At 63.2% G+C, this 18,365-nt stretch carries 17 protein-coding genes; 4 read left to right on the top strand and 13 right to left on the bottom strand.

Translation table 11 applies throughout. The features are described from left to right. Positions 1–108 precede the first annotated feature (108 nt). Together hrcA and B3D39_RS04410 are read left to right on the top strand one after the other, a co-directional pair. Positions 109–1,170 (top strand): heat-inducible transcriptional repressor HrcA, encoded by a 1,062-nt coding sequence (gene hrcA / locus B3D39_RS04415; RefSeq protein ID WP_078541489.1) that lies wholly within the window; start codon positions 109–111, stop codon positions 1,168–1,170. 5 nt (positions 1,171–1,175) lie between these two features. Further along, complete coding sequence (locus B3D39_RS04410; protein ID WP_078522675.1) at positions 1,176–1,724, top strand: nucleotide exchange factor GrpE; 549 nt, start codon at positions 1,176–1,178, stop codon at positions 1,722–1,724. 58 nt (positions 1,725–1,782) lie between these two features. On the opposite strand, the gene mutS is transcribed toward B3D39_RS04410, so the two are convergent. Then, positions 1,783–4,428 carry a DNA mismatch repair protein MutS gene (mutS, locus tag B3D39_RS04405; RefSeq protein ID WP_274962532.1) on the bottom strand — a complete coding sequence of 882 codons (2,646 nt, stop codon included), beginning with the start codon at positions 4,426–4,428 and terminating at the stop codon, positions 1,783–1,785. Positions 4,429–4,547: 119 nt separating this feature from the next. Here mutS and B3D39_RS04400 point away from each other — a divergent pair, with 119 nt between their 5' ends. Continuing rightward, positions 4,548–6,815 (top strand): NADP-dependent malic enzyme, encoded by a 2,268-nt coding sequence (locus B3D39_RS04400; RefSeq protein WP_286789416.1) that lies wholly within the window; start codon positions 4,548–4,550, stop codon positions 6,813–6,815. 39 nt (positions 6,816–6,854) lie between these two features. Here B3D39_RS04400 and phoB read toward each other — a convergent pair whose 3' ends face one another. The 11 genes from phoB to tsaD form a co-directional block, all read right to left on the bottom strand. Then, the gene (phoB, locus tag B3D39_RS04395; RefSeq protein ID WP_078522678.1) at positions 6,855–7,547 is read right to left on the bottom strand and encodes a phosphate regulon transcriptional regulator PhoB; all 693 of its coding nucleotides are present in this window, start codon (positions 7,545–7,547) and stop codon (positions 6,855–6,857) included. Between the two features lie 14 nt (positions 7,548–7,561). Continuing rightward, positions 7,562–8,251, bottom strand: coding sequence for a phosphate signaling complex protein PhoU (phoU, locus tag B3D39_RS04390; RefSeq protein WP_274963867.1), 690 nt, complete (start codon positions 8,249–8,251; stop codon positions 7,562–7,564). Positions 8,252–8,265: 14 nt separating this feature from the next. Further along, entirely contained in the window at positions 8,266–9,063 is a 798-nt protein-coding gene (pstB, locus tag B3D39_RS04385; protein ID WP_078522679.1) for a phosphate ABC transporter ATP-binding protein PstB, read from the bottom strand. Between the two features lie 15 nt (positions 9,064–9,078). Beyond that, positions 9,079–10,431 (bottom strand): phosphate ABC transporter permease PstA, encoded by a 1,353-nt coding sequence (gene pstA, locus B3D39_RS04380; protein ID WP_274963868.1) that lies wholly within the window; start codon positions 10,429–10,431, stop codon positions 9,079–9,081. Next, positions 10,428–11,909, bottom strand: coding sequence for a phosphate ABC transporter permease subunit PstC (gene pstC / locus B3D39_RS04375; protein WP_286789415.1), 1,482 nt, complete (start codon positions 11,907–11,909; stop codon positions 10,428–10,430). The genes pstA and pstC overlap by 4 nt, the downstream gene beginning before the upstream one ends. Before the next feature lie 81 nt (positions 11,910–11,990). Continuing rightward, positions 11,991–13,031, bottom strand: a complete 1,041-nt coding sequence (locus B3D39_RS04370; RefSeq protein WP_274962626.1) for a PstS family phosphate ABC transporter substrate-binding protein — start codon at positions 13,029–13,031, stop codon at positions 11,991–11,993. Between the two features lie 131 nt (positions 13,032–13,162). Beyond that, positions 13,163–13,846 carry a sirohydrochlorin chelatase gene (locus B3D39_RS04365; protein ID WP_274962625.1) on the bottom strand — a complete coding sequence of 228 codons (684 nt, stop codon included), beginning with the start codon at positions 13,844–13,846 and terminating at the stop codon, positions 13,163–13,165. A gap of 249 nt (positions 13,847–14,095) precedes the next feature. Beyond that, the gene (locus B3D39_RS04360; RefSeq protein WP_274962624.1) at positions 14,096–14,518 is read right to left on the bottom strand and encodes an EVE domain-containing protein; all 423 of its coding nucleotides are present in this window, start codon (positions 14,516–14,518) and stop codon (positions 14,096–14,098) included. Continuing rightward, complete coding sequence (locus tag B3D39_RS04355; RefSeq protein ID WP_274962623.1) at positions 14,518–14,787, bottom strand: YciI family protein; 270 nt, start codon at positions 14,785–14,787, stop codon at positions 14,518–14,520. Before B3D39_RS04355 ends, B3D39_RS04360 begins: the two co-directional genes overlap by 1 nt. A gap of 1 nt (position 14,788) precedes the next feature. Further along, positions 14,789–15,745 (bottom strand): NAD(P)H-dependent glycerol-3-phosphate dehydrogenase, encoded by a 957-nt coding sequence (locus B3D39_RS04350; protein WP_274962622.1) that lies wholly within the window; start codon positions 15,743–15,745, stop codon positions 14,789–14,791. After that, the gene (tsaD, locus tag B3D39_RS04345; RefSeq protein ID WP_274962621.1) at positions 15,742–16,836 is read right to left on the bottom strand and encodes a tRNA (adenosine(37)-N6)-threonylcarbamoyltransferase complex transferase subunit TsaD; all 1,095 of its coding nucleotides are present in this window, start codon (positions 16,834–16,836) and stop codon (positions 15,742–15,744) included. The genes B3D39_RS04350 and tsaD overlap by 4 nt, the downstream gene beginning before the upstream one ends. A gap of 73 nt (positions 16,837–16,909) precedes the next feature. On the opposite strand from tsaD, the gene B3D39_RS04340 reads away from it, so the two are divergent. After that, entirely contained in the window at positions 16,910–17,635 is a 726-nt protein-coding gene (locus tag B3D39_RS04340) for a uroporphyrinogen-III synthase (protein WP_274962620.1), read from the top strand. 61 nt (positions 17,636–17,696) lie between these two features. Here the strand turns inward: B3D39_RS04340 and B3D39_RS04335 are convergent, their stop codons facing one another. Continuing rightward, positions 17,697–18,353 (bottom strand): hypothetical protein, encoded by a 657-nt coding sequence (locus B3D39_RS04335; RefSeq protein ID WP_274962619.1) that lies wholly within the window; start codon positions 18,351–18,353, stop codon positions 17,697–17,699. Between the last annotated feature and the right edge of the window lie 12 nt (positions 18,354–18,365).

The following is an 18,365-nucleotide window of genomic DNA, read 5'->3' as shown; positions in this document are numbered from 1 at the left end:
TTTCTAATGAATTCACCCCATTTGATCGCCCATGCGCAGCGATGCAACCCCCGTGCCGTGATTGACCTTCGGCTTCGCGCGGCTTTAAGTCAGCAGGGATGAAGCGCGATGAGTGACCAGAACGATATTCTTTCCGAACTGAACGACCGCTCCCGCGAAGTGTTTCGCCGGGTGGTCGAAGGCTATCTCACGACTGGCGGTCCCGTGGGCTCGCGGAGCCTGACCCGAGAGATGAACGAGAAGCTGTCCGCAGCGACGATCCGCAACGTGATGCAGGATCTCGAATATCTCGGGCTTCTGGACAGCCCCCATGTCTCCGCCGGACGCGTGCCGACCCAGACGGGTCTGCGGCTGTTCGTCGATGGGGTGATGGAGGTAAACCATCTCGGCGAAGAGGACCGTGCGGCGCTCGATGCCACGATGGGCGCGAATTCAGGCGATGTAGGGTCTTTGTTGGACCGGGTTTCGAGCGCGCTTTCGGGAATGACGCAGGGCGCGAGCCTCGTGCTGACGCCGAAACACGAGGCCCCGATCCGGCATATCGAATTCGTCTCGCTCTCGCCCGACCGGGCGCTGGTGGTTCTTGTCTTCGCGGACGGTCAGGTGGAAAACCGCGTCTTCACGCCACCGCTGGGTCAGACGCCGTCCTCGATGCGGGAGGCCGCGAATTTCCTTAACGCGATGGCGGAGGGGAAAACGCTGTCGGAACTGCGCGGTCACATTGCACGCCAGATCGCGAACCATCGCACCGAAATCGATTCGCTCGCGACCGAGCTGATCGATAGCGGGTTGGCCGCTTGGGAGAACAAGGGCGAGCGCTACGAGCGGCTGATCGTGCGTGGTCGTGCCAATCTTTTGGGCTCCGAAGATGATCTCGACCGCATCCGCTCGCTGTTCGACGATCTCGAACGGAAACGTGACATCGCCGAATTCCTCGATCTGGCCGAGGATGGCGAGGGCGTGCGTATTTTTATTGGCTCTGAGAACAAACTTTTCTCTCTTTCGGGTTCCTCTTTGGTTGTCTCTCCATATATGAACGCTGACCGAAAGATCATTGGTGCGGTGGGCGTGATTGGGCCAACCCGGCTCAACTACGGGCGCATCGTGCCGATCGTGGACTACACAGCGCAACTGGTCGGGCGGATGATCTCCGGCCAGGGCAAAGGATGAATGGCATGAGCGAGAAAAAAGACGAGATTGCCGAGGATCAGGCGCATATCGACGAGAGCTTCGAGGATGTGCTGTCCCATGAGGAAGACGAGCTCGAGGCATTGCGTGCGGAGCGCGACGATTATCGCGACCGTTTCATGCGCGCGCTGGCAGATGCCGAGAATGCGCGCAAACGTGCCGACAAAGAGCGTCAGGAAGCCTCGAATTACGGTGGGACGCGTCTGGCGCGCGACATGCTGCCCGTGTTCGACGCGCTCTCGCGTGCGCTCGAAGCCGCGAATGAGGACGTTCGTTCGCAGGCCGGGCCGTTCCTCGAAGGGGTCGAACTGACCCAGCGCGAATTGCTCAACGTGTTCGCCCGTCACGGCATCACCACGGTGGCGCCTGAGGTCGGCGAGAAATTCGACCCGCAGATGCATGAGGCGATGTTCGAAGCGCCCGCACCCGGCACCAAGGCCGGCGACATCATTCAGGTCATGGAGAACGGCTTCATGATCCACGACCGGCTTCTGCGGCCGGCGAAAGTGGGCGTCAGCTCCACTCCGAAATCCTGATCGGACAGGCTGGGGGCGCTGCCCCCAGACCCCCGGGATATTTTCCTCAAAACGAAGATCACTCCGTGAGAAGCGCGCGAAGCTCGTAAAGGGCGTCGAGCGCGTCTTTCGGTGTCATGTCGTCTGGAATGAGGGCTTTCAGCCGCTCTTCCAATTCTGACGGACCTGCTGGCGCGGCGGCCGGTTGCGGTGTGTTAGACACTGAAAACAGCGGAAGATCATCGATCACCGCCTGTTTCTTGCCACCACCTTCGCGTTCGCCCTTCTCCAGCGCATCGAGCACGATCCGGGCGCGTTCCACGACGGAATGCGGAAGCCCGGCGAGGCGCGCGACCTGAACCCCGTAGGAGCGGTCGGCGGCGCCTTTGCGAACCTCGTGCAGGAAGATCACTTCGCCTTCCCATTCCTTCACCGCGACGGTCGCATTCTCGACGCCGTCGAGCTTGGCCGAAAGCGCGGTCATCTCGTGGTAGTGGGTCGCGAAGAGCGCGCGGCAGCGGTTGGACGCGTGCAGATGTTCCATGACCGCCCAAGCGATCGAGAGCCCGTCATAGGTCGCTGTGCCGCGACCGATCTCGTCGAGGATCACCAGAGCGCGGTCGTCGGCCTGATTGAGGATCGCGGCGGTTTCGACCATCTCGACCATGAAGGTCGACCGGCCCCGTGCCAGATCGTCCGCCGCGCCGACGCGGCTGAAGAGTTGAGACACAAGCCCGATATGGGCGGATTTCGCCGGAACGAAGCTGCCCGCCTGAGCGAGTAGCGCAATCAGGGCGTTCTGCCGCAGGAAGGTCGATTTACCGGCCATGTTCGGACCGGTGAGCAGCCAGATCGCAGGCGTCGCGCCCTCGGTCAGTTCGCAGTCATTCGCGATGAAGGGCTCGCCGGATTTCTTCAGCGAGGCTTCGACGACCGGATGCCGACCGCCCTCGATCTCGAACGCGTGGCTGTCGTCGACGGTGGGTTCTGCCCAGTCTTCGTTGCGGGCGAGCGTCGCGAAAGCGCTGGCGAGGTCGATTTCGGCCAGTGCGCGCGAGGCCTCGTTGATCGGGCCCGCGCGGTCGAGAATGGCCTGTCTTAGGCTGGAATAGAGCCTTTTTTCGATCTCCAGCGCATGGTTTCCGGCGTTGAGAATTCGGGTTTCGATCTCGCTGAGTTCGACGGTCGTGAAACGCACCTGGTTCGCGGTGGTCTGGCGGTGGATGAAGCGTTCCGACAGCGGCGGGGCGAGCATCTTCTCGGCATGGGTGGCCGTGGTTTCGATGAAATAGCCCAGCACGTTGTTGTGCTTGATCTTCAGCGAATTGATGCCCGTAGCCTCGATATACTCCGCTTGCATCTTCGCGATCACGCCGCGGCCTTCGTCGCGCAGTTGGCGCGTCTGGTCGAGATCCTCGTCATAGCCCGTCGCAATGAAGCCGCCATCGCGCGCGAGAAGCGGCGGCTCCGCAATGAGCGCCGCATCCAGAAGGGCGGTGAGGTCGTCATGGCCCGTGAGCGCCTTGGCTGCCTCGGCGAGAAGCGGTGGGGCCTCGACGGCGGACACCGCTTCGGCGATCCGCTCGGCCTGCTCCAACCCGTTGCGGATCGCGGCCATGTCGCGCGGGCCGCCGCGGTCGAGGGCGAGACGTGACAGCGCGCGATCCATATCAGGGCAGCGCTTCAGATCGGCGCGGATATCTTCGGCAAATCGACCCTGTTCCAGCAGAAAACGGACAGAATCGTGCCGTGCGTGGATCTCGGTCAGGTTCCGGGACGGGGCGGAGATCCGGCGTTCGAGAAGCCGTGCGCCACCTGCCGTCACCGTGCGGTCGATCGCGTTGAGGAGCGAGCCCTCGCGTCCGCCCGACAGAGCCTGCGTCAGTTCCAGATTGCGGCGCGTGGCGGCGTCGATCTGCGTCGCCGCGCCGCTGTCTTCATGCACGGGACGGCGCAGCAGGGGCAGTTTCCCTTTCTGCGTGATCTCGAGGTAATCGACGATCGCGCCCATCGCGGCCATCTCGGCGCGGGTGAAGCTGCCGAACGCATCCAGCGACCCGATCGAATAGAGCGACAGAAGCCGCGTCTCGGCGGCCTGACTATCGAAGCTCGCGCGGGACAAGGGCGTCATCGCGGCGCGCATATCAGAGACTATTTCGGCGCAATCGGCCTCTTTCGCCTCGCTGACCAGCACTTCACGCGGCGCAAGTCGGGCAAGCTCCGGGCCCAGCCGTGACAGCGGGCAGGGCGTCACGCGGAACTCGCCGGTGGAGATATCGACCCAGGCAATCGCGGCCTCGTCGCGCACTTCGGCCCAAGCGGCGAGGAAGTTGTGGCGGCGCGCCTCCAGCAGGCTTTCCTCGGTCAGTGTGCCGGGCGTGACCAGCCGCACCACATCGCGTTTCACGACGGATTTCGAGCCGCGCTTCTTCGCCTCGGCGGGATCTTCCATCTGCTCGGCAATCGCCACGCGGAAGCCTTTGCGGATCAGCGTCAGCAGGTAGCCCTCGGCCGCGTGCACGGGAACGCCGCACATCGCGATGTCCTCGCCCATGTGCTGACCGCGCTTGGTCAGCGCGATATCGAGGGCAGACGCGGCATCCACCGCGTCCTGAAAGAACATCTCGTAGAAATCACCCATCCGATAGAACAGGAGCGCGCCCGGATTGGCCTCCTTGATCCCCAGATACTGTTCCATCATCGGTGTGACGGTCGGCTTGGCCATGTGCCCCCCATTTGCTGGTCGCGCGACCCTACAAAACCCCGGATTCGGGCGCAATTCCGTTGAGTGGCGGATCACGGGACGTTAAACGGGTTCGGACCTGCAGGAGGAGCACCGGCCCAATGCCCAGCAAGAACCGTATCACGCCCGAGGAGGCCTTGGCCTATCACCTCGACCCGCATCCGGGGAAATACGACATCACCGCGTCGAAGCCCATGACATCGCAGCGCGATCTGTCGCTGGCCTACAGCCCGGGCGTTGCCGTGCCGGTGGAGGCAATCGCCGAGAATCCCGAACTGGCCTACGATTACACTGTGAAGGGGAACATGGTCGCCGTGATCTCGAACGGCTCGGCCATTCTGGGGCTTGGAAATCTCGGGGCGCTGGCCTCGAAACCGGTGATGGAGGGCAAGGCGGTCCTCTTCAAGCGTTTCGCGGATGTGAACGCGATCGATATCGAGCTCGATACCGAGGACGCCGACGAGATCATCAACGCGGTGAAACTGATGGGGCCGACCTTCGGGGGGATCAACCTCGAGGATATCAAGGCGCCGGAATGTTTCATCATCGAGCAGCGGCTCAAGGAGCTGATGGACATCCCGGTGTTCCACGACGATCAGCACGGCACGGCGGTGATCTGTGCGGCGGGGCTGATCAACGCGCTGGAGCTGTCGGGCAAGAAGATCGAAGACTGCAAGATCGTGCTCAACGGCGCGGGCGCTGCGGGCATCGCCTGTCTGGAGCTTGTGAAGGCGATGGGCGCGAAGCATGACAATTGCATCATGTGCGACACCAAGGGCGTGATCTATCAGGGGCGCACCGAGGGCATGAACCAGTGGAAATCGGCCCATGCGGCGGTGACCGATGCGCGCTCGCTCGAAGAGGCGATGGAGGGCGCGGATGTGTTCCTCGGCGTGTCGGCCAAGGGCGCGGTGACGCCCGAGATGGTGCAGTCGATGGCCGACAATCCGGTGATCTTCGCGATGGCGAACCCGGACCCGGAGATCACGCCGGAAGAGGCGCAATCGGTGCGTCCCGATGCGATCGTGGCGACGGGGCGGTCGGACTATCCGAACCAGGTGAACAACGTCCTCGGCTTCCCCTACCTGTTCCGCGGAGCGCTCGACATCCACGCCCGCGCGATCAATGACGAGATGAAGATCGCCTGCGCCAACGCCCTGGCGGAGCTGGCGCGCGAGGATGTGCCCGACGAGGTCGCGATGGCCTATGGGCGCAAGCTCAGCTTCGGGCGCGATTACATCATTCCGACGCCCTTCGATCCGCGGCTGATCCACGTGATCCCGCCGGCGGTCGCGAAAGCCGGGATGGATACCGGTGTCGCGCGGCGTCCGATCATCGACATGGAAGGCTATGCGCAAAGCCTGAAAGCGCGGATGGACCCGACCGCGTCGATCCTGCAGGGCATCCAGAGCCGCGCGCGTCAGGCGCAGGCCAAGATGATCTTTGCCGAGGGTGATGACGAGCGGGTGCTGCGCGCCGCCGTGGCCTATCAGCGCTCCGGCATGGGCGAGGCGCTGGTCGTGGGCCGCGAGCAGGATGTGAAAGAAAAGCTGGAAACGGCAGGCTTGGGCGATGCCTATCGCGAGCTGCGCGTGGTGAATGCGGCCAATTCCAAGCATACCGAGACCTACAAGGACTTCCTGTATAAGCGCCTGCAACGGCAGGGTGTGGACCGCGAGGATGCGCATAAGCTGGCGACGCGCGACCGGCATGTCTTCGCGGCGCTGATGCTGGTGCATGGGCATGGCGACGCGATGGTCACGGGCGCGACCCGGAAATCGGCGCATGTGCTGGAACTGATCAACAAGGTGATCGACGCGAAGCCCTCGGATGGGGCGGTCGGTATTACCGCCCTGCTTAACAAGGGGCGCGTGGTGCTGATCGGCGATACGCTGGTGCATGAATGGCCCGACGAGAACGATCTGGCCGATATCGCGACGGCGGGGGCGCATGTGGCGCGGGGTCTGGGCCTTGAACCGCGCGTGGCGTTCTGCTCCTTCTCGACCTTCGGCTATCCGGTGTCGGAGCGGGCCACGAAGATGCATGTCGCGCCGAAGGTGCTCGACGCGCGCGGGGCGGATTTCGAGTATGATGGCGAGATGACCGTCGATGTGGCGCTCAACATGGATCAGATGAAGAACTATCCGTTCTGCCGTCTGACCGGCCCGGCCAATATCCTCGTCGTGCCGGCACGCCATTCGGCCTCGATCTCTGTGAAACTGATGCAGGAGATGGCGGGCGCGACCGTGATCGGCCCGATCCTGACCGGGACGAGCCACGCGGTGCAGCTGTGTTCGACCACGTCGACGGTGAACGACATCCTGAACATGGCGGCGCTTGCTTCGTGCAAGCTGTGCCTGAAGGACTGAATTGAAAAGGCGCGCGGTGATCCGCGCGCCTGTTTCGCTTTATCCCAGCGCGTAGCCCGTGCCGCGCACCGTGCGCACCGGATCATCCCCGCCATTGGCCATCAGCGCCTTGCGCAGCCGCCCGACATGGACGTCGATGGTGCGGGTGTCGACATAGATGTCGCGGCCCCAGACCCGGTCGAGCAGTTGATCGCGGGTCCAGACGCGGCCCGGTTTTTCCATCATCGTCGAGAGCAGCCGGAACTCGGTCGGCCCGAGTTTCAGCGGTTGGCCGTTGCGGAAAACGCGGTGCTCCTCGGCATCGAGGATGATGTCCTCGAAGCTCAGCCGTTCGCCCATCGTCGCGGGCCGCGTGCGGCGCAGCTGGGTGCGCACGCGCGCCATCAGCTCGACGACCGAATAGGGTTTCACGACGTAGTCGTCCGCGCCGGTCTCGAGGCCCCGCACCCGGTCCACCTCTTCGGAGCGTGCCGAGAGCATGATGACAGGAATGTTGCGGGTCTCGGAATTGGCCTTAACGCGGCGACAAATCTCGATGCCGGAGACATTGGGCAGCATCCAGTCCAGCACGATCAGATCGGGCTTCTCTTCCTTCAGGAACAAGAGGCCCTCGTCTCCGTTCTCCGCCATCACTACGCGAAACCCTTCGGCTTCGAGGTTGTAGCTGAGAACTTCGCGCTGGGCGTTTTCGTCTTCAACCACAAGGACACAGGGTTGTTGGGCTGGCGACATTTCTCAGGTCTCCGTCAAACCACGCTCGAGCTTTTCGGGCGCGCGTCTTCCGGCATTTCGCCGGTCACGAGGTAGATCACCTGCTCGGCGATGGTGGTCGCATGGTCGCCCATCCGCTCGATGTTCTTGGCGATGAAATGCAGGTGCATGCAGGGCGTGATGTTGCGCGGGTCTTCCATCATGTAGGTCAGGAATTCGCGGAACAGCGCGTTATACATCTGGTCCACTTCAAGATCGCGCTCGCGCACATCGGCGGCCAATTTCGGGTCGCGCTGGATATAGGCGTCGAGCGCGTCTTTCAGCATCGCCTCCGTCGTGCCCGCCATGCGGCGGATCGCGGTTGCGGTGCCGCTGATCTGCGGCCCGTCGGACAGAACCTGCGTGCGCTTGGCGATGTTCTTCGCGTAGTCGCCGACCCGCTCGAGGCTCGCCGAGATCTTGATGACCGAGAGCGCCATGCGCAGGTCGCGCGCGGCGGGGGCGCGCAGTGCGATCAGGCGCGCGGCCTCTTCGTTGATCTTCTCTTCCAGCTCGTCGACGGCACGGTCGCGGGCCCGGATCTGCTCGGCCAGTTCGAGATCGCGCACTTCGAGGGCGCGGGCGCTTTCAAGGATCTGCTCCTCGACGAGACCGCCCATTTTGACGACCAATGCCTGCACCGCTTCGAGATCGCGGTCGAAGGCGGAAAGAATGTGCTCGCTCATGATTATTTGCCTCCTCAGCCGATACGGCCGGTAATGTAGCTTTCCGTCCGGCTGTCGGACGGGTTGGTGAAAATCTTGTCAGTGTCGTCGTACTCGACGAGGTTTCCGAGGTGGAAGAACGCGGTCTTCTGACTCACGCGCGCGGCCTGCTGCATCGAGTGCGTCACGATCACCACCGAGAAATTCGCGCGAAGCTCGTCGATCAGTTCCTCGACCTGCGCGGTCGCGATCGGGTCGAGTGCCGAGCAGGGCTCGTCCATCAGCAGCACTTCCGGCGAGGTCGCCACGGCGCGCGCGATGCACAGGCGCTGCTGCTGACCGCCCGAAAGCCCGGTGCCGGGCGCGTGCAGGCGATCTTTCACCTCGTTCCACAGCGCGGCCTTGCGCAGCGAGTCCTCGACCACCTGATCCAGCTCGGCCTTGTTCTTCGTCAGGCCGTGGATTTTCGGCCCATAGGCCACGTTGTCGTAGATCGACTTCGGGAACGGGTTCGGTTTCTGGAACACCATGCCGACCTTGGCGCGCAGCTGCACCGGATCGACGCGCTTGTCGTAGATGTCTTCGCCGTCGAGTTTGATATCGCCCTCGACGCGACAGATATCGATCGTGTCGTTCATCCGGTTCAGGCAGCGCAGGAAGGTCGACTTCCCGCAGCCCGACGGGCCGATGAACGCGGTGACGGTCTTGTCGAGAATGTCGACATCGACGTCCTTGATCGCGTGGGTGTCGCCGTAATGGACCTGCACGTTGCGTGCGGTGATCTTGATGTCGTCAGTGGTCACGGCTCTCTCCGTCAGGCTCATGTCTTCCATATTTCTCGCGCTCCCTTACCAACGACGCTCGAATTTGCGGCGCAGGATGATGGCGATGATGTTCATGCCCAAAAGGAAGATCAGCAGAATGATGATACCTCCCCAGGCGCGTTCGTAAAATGCCGGGTCGGCGCGCTTGGCCCATTCGTAGATCTGCGCGGGCATGGCCGAGTTGGGCGAGACGAAGCCGTCCCAGAACCCGTCCGGCGAGTTGGTCGCGATATAGCCCACCATCCCGATCAGCAGGAGCGGCGCGGTCTCGCCCAGAGCCTGCGCCAGACCAATGATCGTCCCGGTCAGGATGCCGGGCATCGCCAGCGGCAGAACGTGGTGGAAGACCGATTGCATTTTTGAGGCGCCAACGCCGAGGGCGGCGTCGCGGATCGAGGGCGGCACGGCTTTCAGCGCGGCCCGGGTCGAGATGATGATCGTCGGCAGGGTCATCAGCGTCAGCACGAGGCCACCGACCAGCGGGGCCGATTGCGGCAGATGCGCGAATTGAATGAAGACCGCGAGGCCGAGGATACCGAAGACGATCGAGGGCACCGCCGCGAGATTCGAGATATTCACCTCGATCAGATCGGTGAAGCGGTTCTTCGGCGCGAATTCTTCCAGATAGATCGAGGCGGCGACCCCGATCGGCAGGGCCAGCACCAGCACCACCAGCATCATGTAGAACGAGCCCAGCATCGAGATCCCGATCCCGGCCTGTTCGGCGCGGCTGTCGGAGGCGTCGGCGCCGAAGATGAAGGCCCAGTTGAAACCTTTGTGGATGATGCCCGCGTCGCGGAGCTGGTCGACGAGGTCGAGCTGCGCCACGGTGATGTTCTTGTCCTTGGCGATCTCGTCGCGATGCACGCGGCCCTTGAGGTAGCTGTCCACCCGCGACGAGGCGAGGATCTTGAAATCCACCGTCGTGCCGATGATCGACGGGTCGGCGAGCACCGTGTCGCGCACCTGGCTCGCAGCCGAGGCCGAGATCAGGTTCTTCATGTCCTTCGCCTTGGCGAGATCAGTCGTCGCGCCGGATTTCTCCACCGCGTCGAGCAGGCCTTTTTCGATCAGCGGCTTGTAGGTGAAGGTGGTCGCCTTCTTCAGATCCTCCGGATCGCGGTTGCCCTTCTTGTCGAGCTTCGCGGCGTCCAGATAGACCGGAACTTCCACAAACGTCTGCTGAAACGCGGTGGCGCCGTTGGAGACGATCGTCACCAGCAGGATCACGAGGAACGCGAGACCGATCCCGATCGCGCCGATGCCGAGTGCCTTGAAGCGTTTCTCGGAGGCGTTGCGGCGTTTCGTGCGCGCATCGAGATGATGCAGCGAACGCGTCGCGGGTTGGCCTGCGCCGTGTTGGGTCGCATCACTCATTCGTATTGCTCCCGGTATTTGCGCACGATGTAGAGCGCGAAGATGTTGAGCCCGAGCGTCAGGACGAACAGCGTCATGCCGAGTGCGAAGGCGACCAGCGCCTCGGGGGAGGCGAAATCGGCGTCACCGGTCAGCTGCGAGACGATCTTGGCGGTGACGGTGGTCATGGCGTCGAACGGGTTCATGCTGAGCCGCGCGGCGGCGCCTGCGCCCAGCACCACGATCATCGTCTCGCCAATGGCGCGCGAGGTCGCGAGAAGCACCGCGCCGACGATGCCGGGCAGGGCTGCGGGCAGGATAACCTGCTTGATCGTTTCGGATTTCGTCGCGCCGAGACCATAGGAGCCGTCGCGCAAGCTTTGCGGCACTGCGTTGATGATGTCGTCGGACAGCGAGGAGACGAAGGGGATCAGCATGATGCCCATCACCAGACCCGCGGTCATCACCGCCGTGCCCGCATGCATCCAGCCGCCATCGGCCATCGCCGCGGTCGGACCATTCGCGCCGAAGATCGAGAGCAGGAACGGGCCCACGGTCAGCAGGGCGAAAAGGCCGTAGACGATGGTCGGGATCCCGGCGAGCACTTCGAGCAGCGGTTTCACGATGCCCCGCACCGATTTGGTCGCGTATTCCGACAGGTAGACGGCGGCGAACAGCCCGATCGGCACTGCGACCAGAAGCGCTACGAGCGAGATGTAGAGCGTGCCCCAGAGAAGCGGCAGGATGCCCAGCTCCGACCCGCCGCCGAAGCTCGGCGACCAGGTCGTGCCGAGGAAGAAATCGGAGATCGGATAAAGGCGGAAGAATTCGATCGTATTGAAGACCAGCGACAGAACGATACCGATCGTCGTCAGGATCGCGATGGAGGCGGCGGCGATCAGCAGAACGCGCACTCCCTTTTCGACCGTGTTACGGGCGCGGAAATCCTTGTTCGTGCGCAGGTAGGCGAAGGCAAAGCCCGCGATGGCTGTCAGCAGGACCAGTATCGTCATCGCCAGATCGCCCACCGAGGTCATGCCGCGATAGGTCTGTGCCGCGTTCAGCGTCGCCGGATCGACACTGGAGCCGAGCGCGACCCCGACCGAGCCGAGAACCTCGCGCAGGTCCGTGGTCTGAAGATCGATATTCGCTGCTTGCCGTGCGCTCAGCGCGCCTTGAGCAATTGCGGTGTCGAGACCGTCGGCCACGCGCCGGACATCGGACATCTCGAGGCTCATGTTCGAGCCGTCCAGCAGCGCATCGGGGATCTCGGCCGAGACGCGGGCATTCACGATCAGCGGCTGTGCCACCATCCAGACCAGCAGCAGAAGAAGCGCCGGCACAGCGGTGAACATCGCGACGTTGAAGCCGTAGTAATTCGGCAGGCTGTGCAGAGACCGTCGGTCTTCGCCTGCCGAATGCAGCGCACGCATACGGCCCATCACGAAGCCGACGACTGCCAGCACGACCACGATCACAACGATCCACAAAACAGGCATTTCAGCCCCACCAGTTGAAAATAACCAAAAAGGAAAAAGGGGGCAGCGAAATAAGCCGCCCCCTGAAGATAGCGGTCTCGATTACGAGCCCGAACCCATGGTCACTTCGTTCGCCACGGCGTCCTGGGTCTTGGCCAGTTCCGGGTCGGCAACGAGGCCGTACTGAGCGAGCGGGCCGTCGGGGCCAGCGATCTCGTCGGAGACGAAGAACTCAGCGTATTCTTTCAGGCCGGGGATCACGCCGATATGCGCTTTCTTGACGTAGAAGTAGAGCGGACGCGACACCGGATACTCGCCCGAAGCGATGGTCTCGGTCGAGGGCTCGACGCCCGACATGGTCGCGACTTTCAGCTTGTCGGTGTTGTTCTCGTAGAACGCCAGACCGAAGACGCCGATGCCGTTCGGGTTGGAACCGATGCGGGCGAGGGTCTCGGTGTAGTCGCCATCGATGTCGACAGCCTTGCCGTCGGTGCGGACTTCCATGCAGGCCTTGCCGGCTGCTTTTTCGTCCATGCCCGAAGCGATGAAGGCTTCTTTCGCGCCGGTCGCTTCACAGCCAGCTTCCAGAACCTTCTCTTCGAAGACTTCACGGGTGCCGTGCTTGGTGCCCGGGATGAAGGCGATGATGTCGGCCTCCGGCAGGTCCGAGTTGAACTCGTTCCACTTGGCGTAGCTGTTGTCGACGATTTCGCCTTCCTTCAGGACCTTCGCGCCGAGCGCGTTGAAGATGTCCGAGGGGGTGAAAGCGTTGAAGGCCGGGCCGTCTTTTTGCGATGCGAAGACGATGCCGTCATAGCCGATGCGGACTTCCATGATGTCGGTGACGCCGTTGTCGGCGCAGGTCGCGACTTCTTTGTCCTTGATCTTGCGCGAAGCGTTCGCGACGTCGATCGTGTTTTCGCCAACGCCTTCGCAGAAGCGCTTCAGGCCAGCCGAGGAGCCGCCCGATTCCACGACCGGGGTCGGATAATCGAAGTTTTCACCGAAAGCTTCGGCGACGATGGAGGCGTAGGGCAGCACGGTCGAGGAACCGGCGACCTGGATGTTGTCACGCGCGAAAGCGGCGGTGCCCGAAGCGGCAACGATCGCGATCGCGGAGGCGGCGAGGTTGAACGATTTCATAGATCACTCCCAGTGTTCTCAAATTTGGGCCGTCGAGTGGCCTCAGCGCGGTCCTAGGGGTCTTCGGTGACGCTTATGCAAACATTATGTAACAGCTATGTGACAATCTACGAGTCCGTGAAGGTTCGTGATCAGGCCCGCGAAATCGCCTGTGCAATCAGGACGGGAACCTCACGATGGGCCCCAATCTCGGGCAAAAGGCGCCCCCGATAGCTAGCGGCTTGCAAGGCCTCAGGAATATCGCCTGTCACATGTCCCGCCCGCAGCGCGAAGAAGGGCAGACACACGCCATCCGGGTGCGCGCGGGCCACGTCTTCGAGGAACGGGGGCTCTTCGATCAGGGCCACATGAATCTCCGGCATCGCGGAATTGCGGCCCAAGGTCTCGGCCATGTCATAGACCGAATTGCGCGATTTTCGCGATATTTTCGACCCGTGTGCTACGAGAATCAGCGGCGAGTCGGCTGGGATTCCCTTCGAAGCGCGGGCCTCAAGGATCACTCTGGTCAGCAGATCGGGCAGCGCAGGGTCGACGCCAAACGGCTCCAACTGGCGCGCTTGCGAGCGCGCCGCCTCCAGCCGCCGCGGAAGTTCGGTCTTGGTGAACCAGCCCTGCGCCATGAAATAGGGATAGATCACCGGATCTTCGTGCCGCGCCAAGGCGGCCTCCAACGATCCCGGTTTTGCAAGGGTCGCGGCGTCTATCTTGCGGCCCGGCATCTCCTCCGAGACCTTATTGGCCAAGGAAAACAGAGCCTTCTCCTGAATTTCAGGCTCGGACGGGGATCCATGGGCGACGAGAATGACCGGCTGCATGCCCCTAGATTAGCGCGGCGGCGCGCTATGGCAATCACGCGTTTTCGACGTGAGTTTTCGGTTAACGCCCTGAATTTTAGGAATATTGTCCGTAGATGCCATTTGCGCGACCGCATCTTTGCATATACGCATAAGGCAGAGGCCAGGATGGCCAGACCCGAGATTTAGTTTCACGTGTGGTGCGTAGGGGTGCACGTGGGTGAAGGAGGGTTCTGGCTGGGGTGCCGGAACCCTCCTGTTTTATCCGGTTCAGGTCGGATCGGTCTCGCCCATCTCGCAGACGATATTCCATTCCTCTTCGGTGACCGGCTGAACCGACAGCCGCATCGACGTCACAAGCGACATCTCCGACAGGCGCGGTTCGCCTTTCACATCGGCCAGTGTGACCGGCTTGGTGAAGGGCCGCACCGCCTTGAGGTCCACGCAATCCCAGCGCGGATCGTCGGTGGTGGAATCCGGATGGCTCTCGGCCACGACCTCACAGATCCCGACTACCTCCTTGCCGATATTCGAATGGTAGAACAGGCCGCGATCGCCGATCTTCATCTCGCGCATGTTGTTGCGCGCGAGATAGTTGCGGATGCCGTCCCATTCCTCGCCCGCATCGCCCTTGGCGACCAGATCGTCCCAGGAAAACTTGTTGGGTTCCGATTTGAACAGCCAGTACCGCATCAGCCGATCACCTTTTTCCACGCCTTGACCTGCACGTCCTCGAACAGCCCCGCCTTCGCGTAGGGATCGTTCGCGGCCCAGTCCTGCGCGGCCTCGAGGCTGTCGACCTCCACGATCACGAGCGAGCCGACCATCTGGTCATTCTCGATAAACGGGCCCGCCATGAAGACCACGCCGGTTTCTTCGATATAGGCGAGGTGCTTCTCGCGGTTGTCCATCCGGGTTTGCAGAGCGCCGGGCTTGTCGCGGCAGATCACGGCAAAATACATCTCATTCCTCCTTCAAGGGGCGGGCGAGCAGAGCCTGCATCGCTTCATCCACGCTGATTGACTGTTCGGTAAGCGCCATAACCATCGCGGCCACCGGAATTTCCAGACCGCGCGCATGGGCCAGCTTGTTCAGGGCCTGCGCGGTCGCGGCGCCCTCGACGGTGATAGAGGGATCGAAGGCTTCGCCCGCGCCGATCGCGTGGCCCAGCCGGAAATTGCGCGATTGCGCCGAGGTGCAGGTCAGCACCAGATCGCCAAAGCCGGACAGGCCCGACAGCGTCTCTGGCCGGGCGCCGAGTTCCGTCGCAATCCGCAACATTTCGGCGAAACCGCGTGTCATCAGGGCGGCGCGCGCGGAATCCCCGAGCCCCGCGCCAATCACGGTGCCCGCAGCGATCGCGTAGACATTCTTCAGTGCGCCGCCGAGTTCCGCCCCGGTCGTGTCGGTCGTGCGATACAGCCGCAGCGTCGGCGTCGACAGCTCGGCCTGCAGTTCCTCGGAATGATCGGCGCAGGCCAGCGTAAGCGCAGTCGGCAGGCCGCGCGCGATATCGCCGGCAAAGCTCGGCCCGGTCAGCACGGCAGCCCGCGCGCCCGGCACTTTCGCGCGGATCAGGGCCGTCGGCCCCTGGCCGGTGGACAGGTCGATCCCCTTGGAGCAGGAGACCAGAGTCTTGCCCGCAAGCGTGTCGGAATGCGCGTCGAGAAACCCGGCCATCTTCTGCATCGGCATCGCGAGAAGCAGCGTCTCAGCCTGAAGCGCATCTGCAATTTCCGCTGAAACAGAGATGTTTTCGGGCAGTTTGACACCCGGAAGGCGGCGCGCGTTCTCACCGCTCTCGCGCATGGCCTGCACATGCTCGGCATCGCGGGCCCAAAGAGTCACCGGCCCGTTTTGCGACAGTGTCACCGCCATCGCGGTGCCGAAAGCGCCCGCGCCCAGGACCGAAATACTCATGCCTTGGCCCCCTTCTTTCCCGACCCAAGAAGCGGTGCGGCGCTGCGATCCAGCGGCCAGCGGGGGCGGGCGGTCAGGTCCATCCCGTCTTGCGCGCCACTGCGGAACCGTTCGATCCCGGCCCATGCAATCATCGCCGCGTTATCGGTGCAAAGCTTCAAGGGCGGGGCCACGAACTCGGCGCCCATTTCACGTGAAACAGTCTCTAATCCAGCCCGAATAGCCTGATTTGCCGCGACACCGCCTGCGACCGCGAAGCCGGGGTTGGCGGGTGCAAGTTTGAGATATTCCGCCAAGGCACGCCGTGACTTCTCGATCAAGACATCCGCAATCGCCTGCTGAAAACCGGCGCAAAGATCGGCACGGATCTGGCGCGGAAGCCCGCCATGCTCTGCCACCACCTGATCGCGGGCGCGCAGCAGCGCGGTCTTCAGCCCAGAGAAGGACATATCGCAGCCCGGCCGATCCAGAAGAGGCCGCGGAAAGGCAAAAGCCTTGGGATCGCCCTTGCGCGCCTCGGCCTCGACGGAGGGTCCGCCGGGTTGGGGCAGGGCCATCAGCTTCGCCGCCTTATCGAAGGCCTCGCCCGGCGCGTCGTCGATCGTGCCGCCGAGCCGCGAGAAATCTTCCGGCCCTTTCGCGATCAGAAACTGGCAGTGGCCGCCGGAGACCAGCAGCATCAGATAGGGAAAAGCGAGCCCATCGGTCAGGCGCGGGGTCAGCGCATGGCCCGCCAAGTGGTTCACACCGACCAGAGGCAGACCCGCCCCGGCGGCGAGGCCCTTGGCGCACATCACGCCCGACATCACCCCGCCGATCAGCCCCGGTCCCGCCGTCACCGCGATGCCATCCAGCGCGTCGAGCCCAAGCCCGGCGTCTTCCAGAGCCTCTTCGACGCAGAGATCGAGCTTCTCGGCATGGGCGCGCGCGGCGATTTCGGGGACCACGCCACCGAAGGCCGCATGCAGATCGGTCTGCCCGGCGACGACGCTCGAGAGGATCTCCGGCTGGCCATCCGTCAGGCGCACGATCGCCGCTGCCGTATCGTCGCAGCTCGATTCCAGCCCGAGAAAGGTCAGCGTATCGGTCATCGGGGCGCCTGTTGCGTGGGTTATCCAACGCAGGTAACACCGGGGAAGCGTTCGCACAATCCCGGGGCGGTGGATGGATAGCCAGCCTGAGAGACCGATTCTCTTCGTCACGCGACCCGCCGTCGCGGCAGAAGGATTCGTCGAGGCGTTTCGTGAAAGGTTTGGGAACGATTGGCCCGTCGTTATGTCTCCACTCACGGAGATTGAGGCGCTGGACGTACAGATCCCCGAGTTTCAGACTGCGATCTTCACCTCGCAAAATGCCGTGGCTGCCTTCCAGCGACTGGCTCAGGGACAGGGCCGCCGCGCCTATTGCGTGGGGCAGCGCACGGCGCAGGCGGCACGCGAGGCCGGGTTCGATGCCATCGCCGGGCCGGGCGATGCGGAGGCGTTGAGCGAAATGATCGCGCAGCGCGAGTTCGGCGGAAAACTGCTGTTCGTGAGGGGAGAGCAGGTCGCCTTCGATCTCGAAAATCGGCTGAATTCCGCCGGAATAGAGACTGAATCTGCGATCATTTACCGCCAGGTCTCCCGCCCGTTGAGCGGTGAGGCGCAGGCGGCACTGCGCGCATCGCGCCCTGTATTGGTGCCGATTTTCTCGCCAAACGCGGCGGATCGCTTCCTAAATTCTATGCCCGATGCGCCCAAGCCGCCGCTCTTTGTCGCAGCTATGAGCGAGGCAGTGGCGTCTCGCCTCAAAAGCGCTAGCTTGTGCCATCTAGAAGTTGCCCCGCATCCCGATGCGCAAGGGATGCTCGATGCGCTTGCCGTCTTGCTGCAAAGGCAAAAGGCGGGTTGAGCAGTCGCGGACTGACTTCTAAGTTGATGTGAGCGCGCAATTTGGTGCGGCAGTGGAGGGCTTAGACGATGGCGAAACGGACAACCGGGAAATCTTCCGACGCGAACAAGCCGGAAGACGCGAAATCGACGACCGAGTCCGAGACCAAATCCGACGCAACCTCTTCGCAAACCCCGAAGGATAGCAAGGCCGCCACGACTCCCGAGGCGACGGACAAGTCGAGCGCGGCCGCGTCCAGTAAGCCCGCTCCGGCATCGAAGTCGAGCACGCCCGCGAAGTCGTCCCCCACGTCTACGCCTGCGACCAAAGCGGATACCTCCAAGAGCACGACCGGAACCGCCAAGCCGACCTCCACGCCTGCAACCAAGGCGGAGACCCCTGCGAAATCCGATGCGGCGCCGAAGTCCGGCGCCACGCCTGTGAAGACCGAGGCGACCTCGACCCCGGCCACGACCAGTGCAAAACCGGAGGCCGAGCCGAAGAAGTCGACCGCAAGCGGCGCATCGGAAGATAAAGCGCAGGCCGAGAAGCCTGCGAGCGCCGCGACGACCAGTAGCGCCACGACCACTGACAGGACCCCGCCGAAAAGTGATACAGCAGCGTCGAGCACCTCGCCCCAGCCGGTGATCGAAAAGCGCGGCGGGTTCGGGTCCGCTTTCCTGGGCGGTGTGATTGCGGCTGTGATCGGCGCGGGCGTCGCGATTTGGGCGATCCCCAATCTGCCGCCGCA

It is taken from the genome of Thioclava sp. UBA3469, assembly GCF_002378135.1.
Classification (GTDB): domain Bacteria; phylum Pseudomonadota; class Alphaproteobacteria; order Rhodobacterales; family Rhodobacteraceae; genus Thioclava; species Thioclava sediminum.
Note: the sequence above shows the minus strand (reverse complement) of the source record. Positions and strands in the feature narration are given on the sequence as shown.